Below are 16,228 nucleotides of genomic sequence, written 5' to 3'. Positions count from 1 at the left end.
CAGCGAGAGCCGATAGATAACGCTCGAAAACGCCTCAAAATCGATCGAAAAACTTATATCCTCGCAAAATCTTAAACACTGCAAGGCATTGTATTTAAACCACAAATACCCAGAAACAAGCGAAAACGCAAATCCCGCCCGTTTCCTCCTACCTGATGACAAGAGCTCACCTACATCAGTATCGGAAGGTCTGATCTAGCCCACCAATAACCATCCTGCTATTAATTAGTCACTTGCGAAAAAAACTTCGCAAGTGAGGCGCCTGCTATTGCAGCGCTCAAAAATAAATATCAAAGGAGTTAATTGATATGGGTAACAAACGCTCTGAAATAAACACAATGACCGGGCTGCCGTGGGGACCTAAGGATTGGTTGATGTCTGAAACTGATTTCTTCTGTTCTCTAACTAACTGAAATCACTGATCGACTATTCATCCATAAAAAGATGCCGAAGGGGCCCTTTCGGCACTCATAACTTCAAGAGGGTATTATGTTCGAGCGCGAAACAACATCGTCTGAAGCTTTATACAACATCATGTCCACGATCCACGCGCTAGGTCTAAACCCCATTGCGCACTACGCAGATGCGACCAAGCTCGTGGCTACAGCTCAGCTTTTTGACAACTGCAATAATTTTGTTGAGTCTGGAGCAGGAAAAGGCCCCGACGCGCTGATAGGTGCGCTGGCCGAAAGTATTGAGCATTTCAGCACCTTCCGCTCGCATACTGACGATCACATATCACAGCGGTCCGAAAGTATAGCCACTCAGAAAACCGCTGAAAACGACGGGCTTTTTATCAATCTGCCGCACAGCGAAGAGCTGATCAAATGCTTCAAACTTACAACTCTCGACAACAAGCAAACCCTCCTTATTCCATGTATCCTTCTTTGCCCTCGCACAGCAGATAAATCTCTCAGCAAAAACAGTTCTGCGGTAAATTTCCTTAATCGGTATTCTTCTAATTCAGGAATTGCTTATGGATGCACAGAAGACGAAGCTCTCCTGCACGGGACCCTTGAGGTAATAGAAAGACACATTCTCTCGCTTTTCTTTATGGCTACTTGCGCAATCGGCCCAAAAATTGACTTATATAAGCCCTCTAAGGACCTGCTTAGAAAATCGTTGCAAAACGATGAATCTTCACTAGAGCGCGCTGACAAGCTCCAAATAATAATCATAAAAGATGTAATGTCGGTCTACTTCTCGGTAGCAATCCCTAAAGAAGGTCCTGGAGGTCTCCATTTGTCATCTATCGGCTCAGGGTGCTCTCTGGATATTTGCACCGCCATTCAAAGGGCTGTTACTGAGCAGTTTCAAGCCGATGTTCTTTATGACGCTGCCGAAGAAGCCAACGATAGAAAAACCCTAGATCTGCTTTCCAGCTCAAAAAACTTAAAATCTCTTATAGACTTCTCACCTATAAAAAATTTAAGGCTACCTACGTTTCATTATCATTCACAAAACTCGAGAATAACTGTGTCAGAGCAAATAAAAACCCTAGACGCAGAGCTACTGAAAACCAACAAACAAATTTTTCGTAGAACTGTGACGCGCTTTTCCGACAAAAGCATAGTTTCCCAAACCTATATCCCTGGCCTTGAACGATTTAACATTATCAGAAATGGGCTGCTCGTTGCACCCCAACATATCCTGCGGGGTAATTAACTTAACGCACGTAAAATAATGGACAGCCGCCATGCACCCCATGCTCACTCTAATTAAATCCGCCTGCCAAAAACATACTGCATTACTTGTTTCGACCATTACCACACTAATAATACTAAAACTGATAGTTCTCGCCCCTCCCCTGCTACTAGGAAAAATAGTTGATGCTCTCTACAGCGGCATCGGTGCAACCCACTACACGTTACTAGCTTTCACCGCAGGCCTTGTTCTCGCTGGCTTCATCCACGCCATCGTTAGTCCTTTGCAAACGTTTTTTCTTTCAAGGCTGGTCCAAAACATTGTACTGAACGCCTCTATCAAGTGGTTGGCAGAATTGATGCGCAAAGAGTTTGTGCAATTTAGTTCGTGGCGAATCGGGCTTTTCATAAAATCAGTGGAGCGAGGAATAACGGCTCACGAACAATTACTCACCTTCTTCGTCACCACAGGCGTTCCAATTTTCATCGAGTTCCTGATCGTTGGCAGTGCATTCTTATATATGGGAGGCGCAGAAGTATTCCTCGCCATGGCCGGACTCGGTGTCGTTTATCTAGTATTCACCCACAAAATTATCAGATGGCGAAGAAAACATATTGATGCGGTTAATGAGCAAGAAGATGAACTCAGCGCTCTTTTGTTCAACACCCTTGGCGCTGGCAAAGCTATAAAACTTGAAAATGCAGAATCTATGGCAATGCAACCATTGAACCGGGCCTTTGAGCGCTATTCGCAGGCAGCGGTGACGGCTACGACCTCGAGTGGACTTTTGAGCGCAGCCAGAATTCTGTTCATCAGCCTCTCAACGGGCGGGTTGCTGGCATGGGGTGTCGTTGATCAACTGTCGGGGCAGCCAAGCATTAGCGTCGGGCAACTGGTTGCCATTTTTTCGATTGCAGGCAGTTTTTTACTCAATATTGCTGCATTGACGGAAGGTTACAGGGTTCTGGATCAATTCCTTGCAGACCAGCGTCGACTTCATGAATTGTTGACGCTACCCGATTTTGATCATCGTGAACGACTGATGAATGTCACGTTCAAGGAGGCTTCATCACTGCAGCTGCATCCGTGCGCGGTGACTGAAGGTGCTGAGGTTCGGTTGTCCATCAGGAAAACACTGTCATTCAAACAAACTCAGTCTGTAGCAATTACCGGCCCCAGTGGTGCGGGAAAATCCACCTTGCTGGAAGCTCTCGCCGGGCTGGATAGTTCGATTAGAAATCAGCTAACCATTGACGGAGTACCGATTTCCACTCTGAACCCGAAAACCCATCTGAATGCATTGAGATACTGCCCTCAACAGCCCCGGTTTTTGGAGGGCTCCTTTAGGGAGTCAGTTTTATTCGGAACGGAAGCATCACCCAATCTGATGCAAGCGATATCACGACTGTGCATTGAGGAAATCGCGTCCCATCGCAACATTAGCGAAAACGCCTCCAACATTTCCGGCGGCGAAGCCAAACGCCTGTCATTGCTGCGCTTGATCAACAAGCCAGGGCAATTCAATCTGTTCGACGAGCCAAGCGCTTCGATTGAACCGCAACTGGCCAACGTCGTATGGGACCTCCTATTCGATACGTTTGATCGGCGCGGTCTGATTTGTGTAACCCATGATGTCTCAAGCCTTGACCGTTTTGATCGAGTCATCGTGATGCAGAATGGAGTGATCGTTGGGGACGGGCCCTGGTGTGAACTCGTCCAGCGATCAGCGATCAAGCACCTGCTCAGCGACCTTCAAACGGAGAAGTAACGCGGGCGCGGTTTTGTTGATTTTCCAGCGCAGACGCGGGACAGAGCTCAAATCCCCGCATTTCAAGCAAAAAGCCGTTAGTCGCCACCCCCCGCCATGCATTAAAGTAACGCCCCCAGCCCTGGCGTTATCAGAACGTCTTCGGTCACCCTTTCCAGGAACAGTCATCGATGGAACATCGTGAAGCGCTGCTCGCGCTGCGAACCTTTCTTTCAACGCAGATTCTCGGCCAGGAAAAACTCATCGAGCGCTTGCTCATCGCCCTGCTCGCAGACGGCCACATGTTGGTCGAAGGCGCCCCTGGCCTGGCCAAGACCAAGGCTATTAAAGAACTCGCCGAAGGCATCGAAGCACAATTCCACCGCATTCAATTCACGCCTGACCTGTTGCCGGCCGACATCACCGGCACGGAAATCTATCGTCCGGAAACCGGCAGTTTCGTGTTTCAGCAAGGGCCGATCTTCCACAATCTGGTGCTGGCGGACGAAATCAACCGTGCGCCGGCCAAGGTTCAGTCGGCGCTGCTGGAAGCCATGGCCGAGCGCCAGGTCAGTGTCGGGCGCAGCACGTATGAACTGTCGCCGCTGTTTCTGGTGATGGCGACGCAGAACCCCATCGAGCAGGAAGGCACCTACCCGCTGCCCGAAGCCCAGCTTGACCGCTTCCTGATGCACGTGAAAATCGGTTTCCCGGACGCGGCCGTTGAGCGCCGTATCCTGCAACAGGCGCGTGGTGAAGCCCTCAATGGCGAAACCAAGCCTGAGCGCCGCGTCAGCCAGCAAGCCATCTTCGCGGCGCGCAAGGAAATCCTTGGGTTGTACATGGCTGATGCCGTGGAGGAATACCTGGTGCAACTGGTCATGGCCACCCGCACCCCGGCCAAGTTCGATCCGGAAATGGCCGAGTGGATCGCTTACGGTGCCAGCCCGCGCGGTTCGATTGCCCTGGACCGCTGTGCCCGGGCCCACGCCTGGCTGGCCGGTCGCGACTTCGTCAGCCCTGAAGACATTCAGGCGGTGCTGTTCGATGTGTTGCGCCACCGCATCATTCTTTCTTTTGAAGCAGAAGCCGCCGGCATCGACCAGGACCGGGTGGTCCAGCGGATTCTCGACGTCGTAGCCGTCGCTTGACCCCGATGAACGCCCTCCTGCCGCCCGAGCCGGGCATCCGTGTCAGCCTTGCCGAACTGATCGAGATGCGTCACCGCGTGCGTGAAGTGCAGCTGTTTTCCACGCCGAGCCAGCGCAGCCCGTTGATCGGTCTGCATCACTCCAAGCTGCGCGGCCGGGGCGTGGATTTCGATCAGGTGCGGGTTTATCAGGCTGGCGACGATGTGCGCACCATCGACTGGCGAGTCACCGCCCGCACCCAGGAACCGCACACCAAGCTGTTCCATGAAGAACGCGAGCGCCCGATTTTCATCATGGTCGAACAGAGCCGCCGGCTGTTTTTCGGTTCCGGCCTGATGTTCAAATCGGTACTGGCCGCTCAAGCGGCGAGCCTGATTGGCTGGGCCGCCCTCGGACACAATGATCGAGTGGGTGGACTGGTGTTCGGCGACAACGAGCATTACGAGATCAAGCCGCGGCGCAGCAAACAGAGCCTGCTGCAATTGCTCAACCGTCTGGTGCGCGTGAATCAATCCCTGCACACCGAAGGCGAAACCAACCGCGATGCGCTGAACCTGGCCCTGCGCCGTGCCCGTGAAGTGCTGCGTCCCGGCAGCCTGGTCATCGTCATCTGCGACGAACGCGCATTGACCGAGGGTTCCGAGCAGCAGCTGAGCCTGCTGTCACGGCATTGCGACCTGTTACTGCTGCCGTTGTCGGACCCGCTCGATCACGCCCTCCCCGCTGCCGGCTTGCTGCGTTTCGCCGAACGCGGCGCGCAACTGGAGCTCGACACGCTGAATTTCGATCTGCGCCAGAGCTACCGGGCCCAGGCTGAAGCGCGCATTGCTCGCTGGGAACTGCTGGCGCAGAAGCTGCGGGTATTGCTCATGCCGCTGAGCACCCAGAGCGAGATGGTCGAGCAACTGCGCGAATACCTCAACCCGCAGAAACCGGGGAAAGGTCGATGAGCAGCCTCGATCAACTGCAACCGCTGATCACACCGCCCCCGATCAGCTTTTGGCCACCGGCACCGGGCTGGTGGCTGTTGTTGCTCCTGATACCCCTGATGGGCTTCGGCCTGTGGCAACTGCGCCGGTTGATTCCGGACAAGCGTCCGATCGTTCGCGCCGAACAACCGCTGGACCCGGTGCGCCTCGCCGCCCTGGCTGAACTGGCGCTGATGCCCAAACCGTATGACGGCGCGCCTGCCGGTGCCTGGTTGCAACAGCTCAATGGCTTGCTCAAACGCCTGTGCCGCAACCATTACCCCTACAGCCAGAGTCACACCCTCAATGGGCGTAAATGGCTGGCTTTTCTCGACAACCGCTGCCCCGCCGCCGGGCTGACGCGCTGGATGGTGCTGGTGGAAGGCGCCTACAAACCCGAATGCAAACTCGACGACAAGGCCATCGCCGGCCTCACTCAAGCGGTCGACACCTGGATTCGCAAGCATGTTTGAGTTCGCCTGGCCGTGGATCTTTGCCCTGCTGCCGCTGCCGTGGTTGATGCGGGTCGTGCTGCCCGTTGCTGACAGTGGCGAGCCGGCACTCAAAGTCAGCTTTCTCAGCGACCTCGAAGGCCTGGCGCGACGCCGTGCCCGGGCCAATCTACCGGCCTGGCGCCAGCAAGCACCGTTCATTTTGCTGTGGCTGTTGCTGCTGATCGCCACGGCGCGCCCGCAATGGCTTGGGGGGCCGCTGCCAATTGCCGCCAGTGGCCGGGATCTGCTGGTAGCCGTGGACGTGTCCGGCTCCATGGACTTCCCCGACATGCGCTGGAAGGACGAGGACGTCAGCCGTCTCTCCCTGGTCCAGCACTTGTTGGGTGACTTTCTTGAAGGTCGCGAAGGCGACCGCGTCGGCCTGATCCTGTTCGGCAGTCAGGCCTACCTGCAAGCGCCCCTGACGTTTGACCGCCGCACGGTGCGGGTGTGGCTCGACGAAGCGAGAATCGGTATTGCCGGCAAGAACACGGCCATTGGCGATGCGATCGGCCTGGCCCTTAAACGCCTGCGCCTGCGTCCGGCCCAGAGCCGCGTGCTGATCCTGGTCACCGACGGTGCCAACAATGGCGGAGAAATCGACCCGCTGACAGCGGCGCGCCTGGCGGCCAACGAAGGGGTGAAAATTTACCCGATCGGCATTGGCGCAGACCCGGAGGAAAGCGGCACCTTGGGCTTCCTCGGGGTCAACCCGAGCCTGGACCTCGACGAGCCCGCCTTGAAGGCCATTGCCGAGGTCACCGGAGGGCAATACTTCCGCGCCCACGATGGCAAAGAACTGCAAGCGATCAAGGACACCCTCGACACACTGGAACCGGTGACACAACAACCGACCCAGGCACGTCCCGCGCAATCGCTCTATCACTGGCCGCTGGCGTTGGCTTTACTGTTGAGCATGCTGCTGGTGGCCCGTGAGCGCTGGCCGAACAATCCGCTGCAGCGACTGTTTACCAAGGATCTGTTTTTGCAAGCGCAACTCCCTGACTGGCGCCAGCGCCTGAAACGACTGCGTCTGCGGAGACGTCGATGAGCGCGCTCTGGCCTTTCTGGTTCCGCCCGGCGTGGCTGCTGCTGTTGCCGCTGCTCGGCTGGCTGCTGTGGCAACTCTGGCACCGGCAAAAGCGTGCCGGGCGTTGGCAGATGATTCTGCCACCCGCCTTCCACGCGGCGTTGCTCAGCGGCGGTAATGGACGCGACAGCAAACTGCCGTGGGTCGTCCTGGGCGTAGCGTGGACGCTGACACTGCTGGCGCTGCTGGGGCCGAGCTGGGAGCGTGTCGAACAAACCAGCCAGAAACCGGCCGACCCAATGGTGGTGCTGCTGGAATTGACTCCGGAAATGCTCGCCACCGACGTGACGCCAAACCGCCTCGAACAAGCGCGGCGCAAGGTGTTCGACCTGCTGCAACACCGCAGCGACGCGCAGACCGCAATTGTCGTTTACGCCGGCAGTGCGCACACACTGGTGCCGCTGTCGGACGACTTGGCCACCAGCCGCAACCTGCTGGATGCGCTCAAGCCTTCATTGATGCCCGAGCCTGGTCATCGCGCCGATCTGGCGGTGATCAAGGCCCTCGCGCTGCTGAATCAGGGCGCGCTGGGTGACGGGCGAATCCTGTTGATCGGCGCTTCGCTGACCGAACAGGAACGTCAAGGCATTCGGCAGGCACTCAATGGCAAGTCCACGCAGTTCCTGATGCTCGGCATTGGTACCGCCGACGGTTCGCCGATCACCCAGGAGGACGGTAGTTTCCTCAAGGACGAACAGGGCGCGATTCTGGTGCCGCGTCTGGACGAGCCGAGCCTGAAAGCCTTCGCCGACGCCGTGGATGGACACTATCGTCACGCCCGTCTGGACGATGCAGACCTGCGTGCCCTCGGCTTGTTCGATGGGCCTCGGATGCTGCGTGACGACGGCCAGACCTTGCGCCTCGACACCTGGGCCGATCAGGGTTACTGGCTGCTGTTACCGCTCCTTTTTCTGGCGGCCTGTGCTGGACGGCGCGGCTGGTTGTTCTGCCTGCCGCTACTGTTCCTGATGCCCCAACCGAGCTACGCCTTCGACTTCGAGGACCTGTGGTTGCGCCCCGATCAGCAGGGCCTGCACCTGCTCAAGCAAAAACGACCGGCTGACGCGGCGCAGCATTTTGAAGACCCACAATGGCAAGGTGTGGCGCTTTACGAAGCCGGCGACTACAGTGGCGCCGCCCAGCGGTTTGCCCAAGGCAGCGACGCTCACGCCCACTACAATCGTGGCAACGCCTTGGCAAAAAGTGGTGAGTTGGAAGCCGCGCTGGATGCCTATGACCAGGCACTGGAGCGACAACCGGATTTGCGCCCGGCCTTGACCAACAAGGCGCTGGTGGAAAGTCTGCTCAAGCAGAAAAACACGCCACCGCCCGAGGAACCGGAAAAAAAGCCGGATGAGCCAACTCAGCCCGCGGAGCAGGAACCACCGCCCGGCGCAGCCACTCAACCGGCGACCGAAGGGGATTCCAAAACCGAGGCACAGCAGGCCACGTCAGAGGCAGAAGAATCGTCCACGACGCCGCCGAAGCCCGGCGCCAATGAAATCCCGGGCAGCGAACTGGGGGACGAACAACAAACCACGCCACCGTTGCGTCCCGCCAGCGACACGATTGATGGTGAGCAGCGTCAGGCACTTGAGCAATGGCTGCGCAAAATTCCGGATGACCCGGGTGAATTGCTCAGACGCAAATTCTGGTACGAACAGCAACAACATCAGGATCAGGGAAAAACTCGATGACCCGCTTCACCGTCTTCATGCTTGCACTGTTGCCAGCCCTGCTGATCGGCACCGTTCAGGTCCAGGCTGCGGAACTGGTGGCCAGTGTTGACCGCAGTCGCCTGAACACCGGCGAAACGGTGGAACTGACACTGGAATCCAGCGATGTGACGCAGTTTGGCAAGCCTGACCTGACCCCACTGGAACCTGCCTTCGAAGTCCGTGGCACCCGCCAGGTCAACCAGTTGACCACGTTGAACGATGGTAATCAGGCCACCACTCGCTGGATCATCACCCTGCTGCCTCGCCAAAACGGCAGCGTGGAGATTCCGTCGCTGCAACTGGGCGATGTGCAGAGCCAGCCGCTCACCGTGCAAGTGCTCGAAAGCGAAAACCAGGACAGCCCGAAGAAGCTGAGCCCGGTCTTCCTCGAAGCCAGCCTCGATCAACCCAGCGTGTACGTCCAGGCCCAGGCGATCCTGACCCTGCGTATCTACCACTCGGTGTCGCTCTACGACGACAGCAGCCTGACGCCCTTGCAGATTCCCGACGCGCGAATCGAAGCCTTGGGTGATTCGCGAACCTACGAGAAAGACATCAATGGGTTGCGCCACGGTGTGATCGAAATGCGCTACGCGATCTACCCGCAACACAGCGGCGAATTGACCATCCCGGCGCAGGTTTTCAGCGCCACGCTGGTTGACGCACAACCCGCGCAAGAGGCAGATGGCCAGGCACCGAAATCCGGCAAGATGATGCGCGTCGCTTCCGCCGTGATCATGCTCAACGTCAAGGCCAAACCTGCGAGCTACCCGATCGAAGCAGCCTGGCTGCCGGCGCGCAGTATCAGCCTGAGTGAAAACTGGAACCCGGACCCGGAGCATGCCCAGGTGGGCGACTCCCTGACCCGCAGCCTGACCTTGAAAGTCGAAGGCCTGGCCAGTTCGCAACTGCCGCCGCTACCGGCCACCGACGTCAATGGTTTGCGTCGCTATCCGGATCAGGCGGTGCTCGGTAACGAAAATACCGAGCGTGGCCTGGTCGGCAGCCGTGAGGAGCGCGAAGCCCTGGTGCCAACCCGTAGCGGTGAAATCGACTTGCCGGCGGTGGACGTGGTCTGGTGGAACACCTTCGAAGACCATCTGGAACACACCAGCCTGCCGGCGCAAACCCTGCAGGTCGCCAACAATCCAAGCCTGGTGGTCGATACCCCTGCCAGCACCCCGCAAGTCCTGGTGGGTGACAGCGAAGCGCTGTGGTGGTGGAAACTCAGCACCCTGATCCTCGCCTGCACCACCCTGCTCGGCTTTGGCCTGTGGTGGCGTGCCCGCTGGCAACCCGCCATCCTGCGCGCTGCGCAAACCGGCCCCAGCCCGCGCACCGTACTTGACGACCTCAAGCGCGCCTGCCAGGCCAACGACTCTCACGCCACTCGCCAGGCACTCGATGCCTGGGCCCGGCAACAACCGGAAACCCTGGCCGATATGGCCGCGCGCTTCGTGCCGTTGTCCGATGCCCTCGACGGGTTGAATGGCGCGCTGTATAGCGAGACCGGGCAGCACTGGCAAGGTGACGATTTGTGGCGGGCGATTCGGGCGATCCCCATTGCGGAACGGGTTCACGATCCCGTGGGTGACAGTGGATTGCCGCCGCTGTATCCGAAATAGGCCTGCTGCGTCCTGATGTGGCGGCTGTCGTGGCTGAAAGCCGGGGTGCCCGACCACATCCCATCCGTTTGCCAGTAAACTCTCTGCCTTTTCGCCGCTTCCATTTTCCTCGCGGCCATTACCTTATTTCCTACGGAGTTTGCCTTGCGTCTGTTTCACACCTCCGACTGGCACCTTGGGCAGAACCTGCACGGCCAGGATCGCGACTTCGAACACGGCTGCTTTCTCGAGTGGCTACTGCGCCAGCTGAAGCTCGAACAGCCTGATGTGCTGTTGATTGCCGGCGATATCTTCGACACGGTCAACCCGCCGGTCAAAGCCCAGGAACGCCTGTACGACTTCATCGTCAGCGCCCATGAGCAACAACCGAAGCTGACCATCGTCATGATCGCCGGCAACCACGACTCTGGCTCGCGTATCGAATTGCCCGCACCGTTGATGCGTCGTCTGCGCACTCACGCGCTGGGTCGGGTGCTGTGGCTGGATGACGGGCAACTTGACGCCGAACGCCTGCTGCTGCCGCTGCCGAACGCGAAAGGAAAGGTCGTGGCCTGGTGCCTTGCGCTGCCATTCCTGCGGCCTGCCGAAGTGACCGGGGCCCACTTGGGCGACAACTATTTACGCGGTATCGGCCAGGTGCATGAGTGGCTGATCGAGGCGGCGAATGCCAAGCGCAAGCCCGGTCAGGCACTGATCGCGATCAGTCATGCGCACATGGCTGGCGGGTCGGTTTCCGAAGACTCGGAACGCAGCCTGATCATTGGCAATGCCGAAGCGTTGCCCGCCAGCCTGTTCGGCCCCAGCATCAGCTATGTCGCCCTCGGCCATTTGCACAAGCCGCAGAAGGTCAACGGCGAAGATCGCATCCGCTACAGCGGCTCGCCGATTCCCTTGTCGTTTTCCGAAATCGGCTATCAGCATCAGATTCTCGACGTCGTGTTCGAGGGTGAAACCCTGGTGAGCGTCGAACCCAAACTCATCCCGCGCGCGGTCAACCTGCAACGCATCGGCCCTGCCCCCTTGGCGGACATCCTGCTGCAACTGGCTGACCTGCCGAACATCGACCTGCTGGCCGACATCCAGCGCCAGCCCTGGCTGGAAGTGCGAGTACGCCTTGATGAGCCGCAGCCCGACCTGCGCTATCAAGTCGAAACCGCGCTGCAAGGCAAAGCCGTGCGACTGGTGCGTATCGCTGCGGAATACGCGGGCAGCGGCAGCCGCGACGGCCTTGAGGATGGCGCCTCGTTGATCGAACTGGATCAGCTCACGCCTCAGGAACTGTTCAGCCGCGCCTGGCAGGACAATTACGGCAGCGAGGTTGACGAGCAAACGCTGAAAGACTTTGCCGAGCTGTTGCAGGACGTGCAGATGGAGAGCGAACAGCCATGAAGATCCTCGCGATCCGCCTGAAAAACCTGGCCTCCCTGGCCGGTCCGTTTGAAATTGACTTCACCGCCGAACCCCTGGCGAGCGCGGGTTTGTTTGCGATTACCGGGCCAACGGGCGCGGGAAAAAGCACCTTGCTGGACGCCTTGTGCCTGGCGTTGTTTGGCGCCGTGCCTCGACTGAGCAATGCCCAGGTGTCCGCCAAAGCGCCAGACGCTGACGGCGAAATCAGCACCGGCGACCCGCGCACACTGTTGCGTCGCGGCACCGGTGAAGGCTATGCCGAAGTGGATTTTGTGGGCATCGATGGCCGTCGCTACCGCGCTCGCTGGGAAGCCAACCGAGCGCGGGAGAAAGCCGGTGGCAAGCTGCAAGCCAGCCGCCAGAGCTTGCGCGATATCGATCAGGACCAGCTGCTGGCCAGCCAGAAAGTCGACTTCAAAACCCAACTTGAAGCGGTTCTCGGCCTGAACTTCGAGCAGTTCACCCGAGCTGTATTGCTCGCCCAAAGCGAGTTCAGTGCGTTCCTCAAGGCCAATGACAACGAGCGCAGCGAACTGCTGGAAAAGCTCACTGACACGGCGCTCTACACCCGTCTCGGCCGACGCGCGTTCGACAAGAGCAAAGAAGCACGCGAAGCCCACAAGCTGCTGCAGGATCAGGCCACCGGCGTCACGCCGCTGCCACCTGAAGCCAGAGCCGAGCTCGATGAGCGCTTCAACGAGGCTCAGCAGCAGCTCAAACTCCAGCAGGCACAGCTCAAGCAACTGGAGTTGCAACACGCGTGGCTCAAAGAACTACGGCTGGTGCAAGACGCGCAGCAAAGTGCCGCCGAGCAATTGCACAGCGCGCAGCAACAGTGGGAAAGCCTGGCAGGCGAGCGCCTGATGCTCACGCGCCTGGAACAACTGGCCCCGCAACGGCACCAGTTCGCCCGCAAATCCGAACTCACCACGCAGCTCACCCCACTGATTGCGCAGATCCGCCAGCACCTGCAACAGCAGACGGAACTGACCGCGCGCCAGGGGCAACTCGAACAGACCTTGAGCGCCGCGCAAACCGCACGCGCCGAAGCGCAAAACCAACATGCCAGCAACGCGCCGCTACTGCGCCAGGCCTTCGAGGAGCAGAGTGCCCTGGCCCGGTTGATTAAAGACGCGAGCCTCAGTGCCGATCTCAAGCAACAGGTGGACCAAGCCTGTGCGCAAGGCCAGAGCACGATTCAAGGTTTGGTCGAGCAACAAGAGCGGGTGGCCGCTCGCCTGCAAAGCATTGCCGCACAACTCGAACAAAGCGTCCATCTGGCACCCTTGAGCGATGCCTGGAACGCTTACCGGGATCGCCTGCAGCAGCTGATGTTGATCGGCAATCGCTTGAACAAGGGGCAGGCAGAACTGGCTGCCCTGGAGCAAAGCGCTGTCCGTGCAGCGGATGAATTCGCCACGCAAAAGCAGAGCCTGGAAGTGCTTTACAAAGAAGCCGGTGCCGAGCCCGAAGCCGTGGCCGAACAGATCCAGTTGCTGGGCAATCTGCTGCAGGACAACCGCAAGCAACTGCGTGCCTTTGAAGAGCTGACACGCCTGTGGGCCAGTCAGCAGGATCTGGACAAGCGCGGTACCGACCTTCAGCAGCGCCAGTCTGTCGTGCAGCAAGAGCGGGATCGGCTGACCCAGGACGGGGTAAAAACCAAACACGAATTGGTCATCGCCGAACAGACTCTGACCGTCACCCGCGAGCTGCTGGAGCGTCAGCGGCTGGCCCGCAGTGCCAGTGTTGAAGAACTGCGCGAACAGCTGCAGGACGACCAGCCCTGTCCGGTCTGTGGCAGCCCGGATCATCCCTATCATCAGCCTGAAGCACTGCTGCAGAGTCTGGGTCGGCATGATGAAAGCGAGCAGGCCAACGCCCAGAAAGCCGTCGACCTGCTCAAGGAAAAGCTCACGGATTTGCGTGCGGAAGTGGGCGGCCTGATTGCTCAGCAAAAAGAACTGCTGCAGCAGCAGGAACACCTTGAGACTCAGCGTCAGAGCCTGGCGCCGGCCCTCGAAGCGCACTCGCTGTCGACACAGTTGCTGGCTAGAGACGCCAATCAGCGCGACACCTGGCTGGCACAGCAAAACGCTCAGTTGAATCAGAGCATCTCCCAGGATGAGCAACGGCAAACCGCCCTGCTCACCCTGCAGCAGGACGCCGCGCGTCTGGCGCAGCAGTTGCGCACTGCCGAAACGGCGAGCCTGCAAGCCGCTCAACACCTGAGTAACCAGCAGCGCGAACTCAGCAGTGATCGCCAGCGCCTGGATGAAGAACTGACAGCCTTCAGTACGCTGCTACCCGCTGAAACGCTGGAGGCCTTGCGCAACGAACCGGCCGCAACGTTCATGCAATTGGACCAGCAGATCGCGCAGCGCCTGGAACAGCTCGATCAGCAACGGGATGAAATCAGCGACCAGCAGCAACGCCAGCAAGTGTTGGAGAAAGAACAGGATCGCCAGCTCACCCGCCTTCAGCAGCAGGAAACCGCGCTGGCGCAGTTCAATGCCCTTGCTGAACAGCAGCAGGCTTGCCAGCAGAAACTGACGCAGTTACTGGGCGATCGCACCAGCGCCGAACAGTGGCAGCAGCAACTCGATCTTGCCGTCGAACAGGCACGCAACGCCGAAACGACGGCCCATCAGGAACTGCAAACCGTGCGCACGCAGCTGGTCCAATTGGCCGCAGAGCTCAAGGCCCACCAGGAACGCCTCTCGGCCCTGGAAACCGAGGACCGCGAACTGGGCAGCAAGATTGCCGATTGGCGAGCGCTGCATCCGGAGCTCGACGACGGCGGACTGGAGACGTTGCTCAGCGTCGACGATCAGCACGTCAGTGAGTTGCGGCAACGCTTGCAGCAAAGCGAAAAAGCCATTGAGCAAGCCAAGGTGTTGCTGCTGGAGCGGGATCAGCGTCTGCTGAATCATCAGGCGCAGCACAACGGCAATCTCGACGCCGAACAGTTGGCCAGTGCGCTGGCGGACCTGCAAACCCAGTTCACCGCCAGCGAGCATCGATGTGCGGAGTTGCGCGCAGAACAGGCCGAAGACCAGCGTCGGCAAAACGCCAATCAGGCACTGGCCCAACAGATTGACGCGGCCTACACCGAGTTCCAGCGCTGGGCGCGGTTGAGTGCCTTGATCGGCTCGGCCACGGGCGACACCTTCCGCAAGATTGCCCAGGCCTACAACCTCGATTTGCTGGTGCACCACGCCAACGTGCAGTTGCGCCAATTGGTCCGACGCTATCGCCTGAAACGCGGCGGCAGCATGCTCGGTTTGCTGGTGATGGATACCGAGATGGGCGACGAATTGCGCTCGGTGCATTCACTGTCCGGTGGCGAGACGTTCCTGGTGTCGCTGGCCCTGGCCTTGGGGCTGGCATCGATGGCGTCGAGCACGTTGAAGATCGAGTCGTTGTTCATCGACGAAGGCTTCGGCAGCCTTGACCCCGAATCCCTGCAACTGGCTATGGACGCCCTCGATGGCTTGCAGGCCCAGGGTCGCAAGGTCGCGGTGATTTCTCACGTTCAGGAAATGCATGAACGGATTCCCGTACAGATCCAGGTCCACCGCCAGGGCAATGGCCTGAGTACGCTGGAGGTGAAATGAATACGCTGTATTCCTTCCGCCGCTGCCCTTACGCCATGCGCGCACGAATGGCCCTGCGTTACTCGGGGGTTGCCGTGGACATTGTCGAAGTGAGCCTGAGGGCCAAACCGGCCGAGATGCTCGCGTTGTCGAGCAAAGGCACGGTGCCGGTCCTCAACGCTGATGGCCAGGTGATCGATGAAAGCCTGTCGATCATGCGCTGGGCGCTGGCGCAGAATGATCCGCAGGATTGGCTGCTCAAGGATGATTCGGCGGGCCAGGCGCAGATCGACACGTTGATTGAAGAGAATGATCAGGTGTTCAAGGTGCACCTCAATCGCTACAAGTACGCCGAGCGCTACCCTGAACAGCCGATGGAGGTGTATCGCGCCGAAGGCGAGGTGTTCCTGCGCAAGCTCGATGGGTTGCTGGCAGGACGGGATTACTTGCTGGCCGGGCACCCGAGTCTGGCGGACGTGGCGCTGATGCCGTTTGTGCGGCAATTCGCTCACGTGGATCGCGAGTGGTTCGGGCAGACGCCTTATGGCCGGTTGCAGGTGTGGTTACAGCGGTTTCTGGAGTCGGCGTTGTTTATTGGTGTGATGCAAAAGTAGGTACGCCGAATTACATGTAGCAGCTGGCGAAGCCTGCGTTCGGCTGCGCTCCCTGTATGGACTGTGCTGGCCAGGTTACCTGTGGCGAGGGGATTTATCCCCGTTCCAGTGCGTAGCACTGGCAATAAATCTTGGGGTCGCTGCGCAACCCAACGGGGATAAATCCCCTCG

11 protein-coding genes are annotated in these 16,228 nt (G+C 58.8%); all 11 read left to right on the top strand.

Going from position 1 to position 16,228, the window contains the following annotated elements:
- The first annotated feature begins 489 nt into the window (after window positions 1-489).
- Window positions 490-1,665, top strand: a complete 1,176-nt coding sequence (locus tag GBC55_RS05315) for a YcaO-like family protein (protein ID WP_247266863.1) — start codon at window positions 490-492, stop codon at window positions 1,663-1,665.
- 31 nt (window positions 1,666-1,696) lie between these two features.
- Window positions 1,697-3,412, top strand: a complete 1,716-nt coding sequence (locus tag GBC55_RS05310) for an ABC transporter ATP-binding protein (RefSeq protein ID WP_162436744.1) — start codon at window positions 1,697-1,699, stop codon at window positions 3,410-3,412.
- A gap of 170 nt (window positions 3,413-3,582) precedes the next feature.
- Entirely contained in the window at window positions 3,583-4,542 is a 960-nt protein-coding gene (locus tag GBC55_RS05305) for a MoxR family ATPase (protein ID WP_003218556.1), read from the top strand.
- A 5-nt stretch (window positions 4,543-4,547) separates the two neighbouring features.
- Window positions 4,548-5,492 carry a DUF58 domain-containing protein gene (locus tag GBC55_RS05300; protein ID WP_162436745.1) on the top strand — a complete coding sequence of 315 codons (945 nt, stop codon included), beginning with the start codon at window positions 4,548-4,550 and terminating at the stop codon, window positions 5,490-5,492.
- The gene (locus GBC55_RS05295) at window positions 5,489-5,983 is read left to right on the top strand and encodes a DUF4381 domain-containing protein (RefSeq protein ID WP_162436746.1); all 495 of its coding nucleotides are present in this window, start codon (window positions 5,489-5,491) and stop codon (window positions 5,981-5,983) included. The genes GBC55_RS05300 and GBC55_RS05295 overlap by 4 nt, the downstream gene beginning before the upstream one ends.
- Complete coding sequence (locus GBC55_RS05290) at window positions 5,976-7,055, top strand: VWA domain-containing protein (protein WP_162436747.1); 1,080 nt, start codon at window positions 5,976-5,978, stop codon at window positions 7,053-7,055. Before GBC55_RS05295 ends, GBC55_RS05290 begins: the two co-directional genes overlap by 8 nt.
- Window positions 7,052-8,791 carry a tetratricopeptide repeat protein gene (locus tag GBC55_RS05285; RefSeq protein WP_162436748.1) on the top strand — a complete coding sequence of 580 codons (1,740 nt, stop codon included), beginning with the start codon at window positions 7,052-7,054 and terminating at the stop codon, window positions 8,789-8,791. Before GBC55_RS05290 ends, GBC55_RS05285 begins: the two co-directional genes overlap by 4 nt.
- Window positions 8,788-10,437 carry a BatD family protein gene (locus tag GBC55_RS05280; protein ID WP_162436749.1) on the top strand — a complete coding sequence of 550 codons (1,650 nt, stop codon included), beginning with the start codon at window positions 8,788-8,790 and terminating at the stop codon, window positions 10,435-10,437. Before GBC55_RS05285 ends, GBC55_RS05280 begins: the two co-directional genes overlap by 4 nt.
- A gap of 144 nt (window positions 10,438-10,581) precedes the next feature.
- Window positions 10,582-11,826: an exonuclease SbcCD subunit D C-terminal domain-containing protein gene (locus GBC55_RS05275; protein ID WP_162436750.1), complete on the top strand. Its 1,245-nt coding sequence runs from the start codon at window positions 10,582-10,584 to the stop codon at window positions 11,824-11,826.
- Window positions 11,823-15,464, top strand: a complete 3,642-nt coding sequence (locus tag GBC55_RS05270) for an AAA family ATPase (RefSeq protein ID WP_162436751.1) — start codon at window positions 11,823-11,825, stop codon at window positions 15,462-15,464. The genes GBC55_RS05275 and GBC55_RS05270 overlap by 4 nt, the downstream gene beginning before the upstream one ends.
- The gene (locus GBC55_RS05265) at window positions 15,461-16,057 is read left to right on the top strand and encodes a glutathione S-transferase (protein ID WP_162436752.1); all 597 of its coding nucleotides are present in this window, start codon (window positions 15,461-15,463) and stop codon (window positions 16,055-16,057) included. Before GBC55_RS05270 ends, GBC55_RS05265 begins: the two co-directional genes overlap by 4 nt.
- Window positions 16,058-16,228 lie beyond the last annotated feature (171 nt).

This window comes from Pseudomonas sp. TNT3, from assembly GCF_010095445.2.
GTDB lineage: Bacteria > Pseudomonadota > Gammaproteobacteria > Pseudomonadales > Pseudomonadaceae > Aquipseudomonas.
This window is presented reverse-complemented; position numbering and strand designations above follow the sequence as displayed.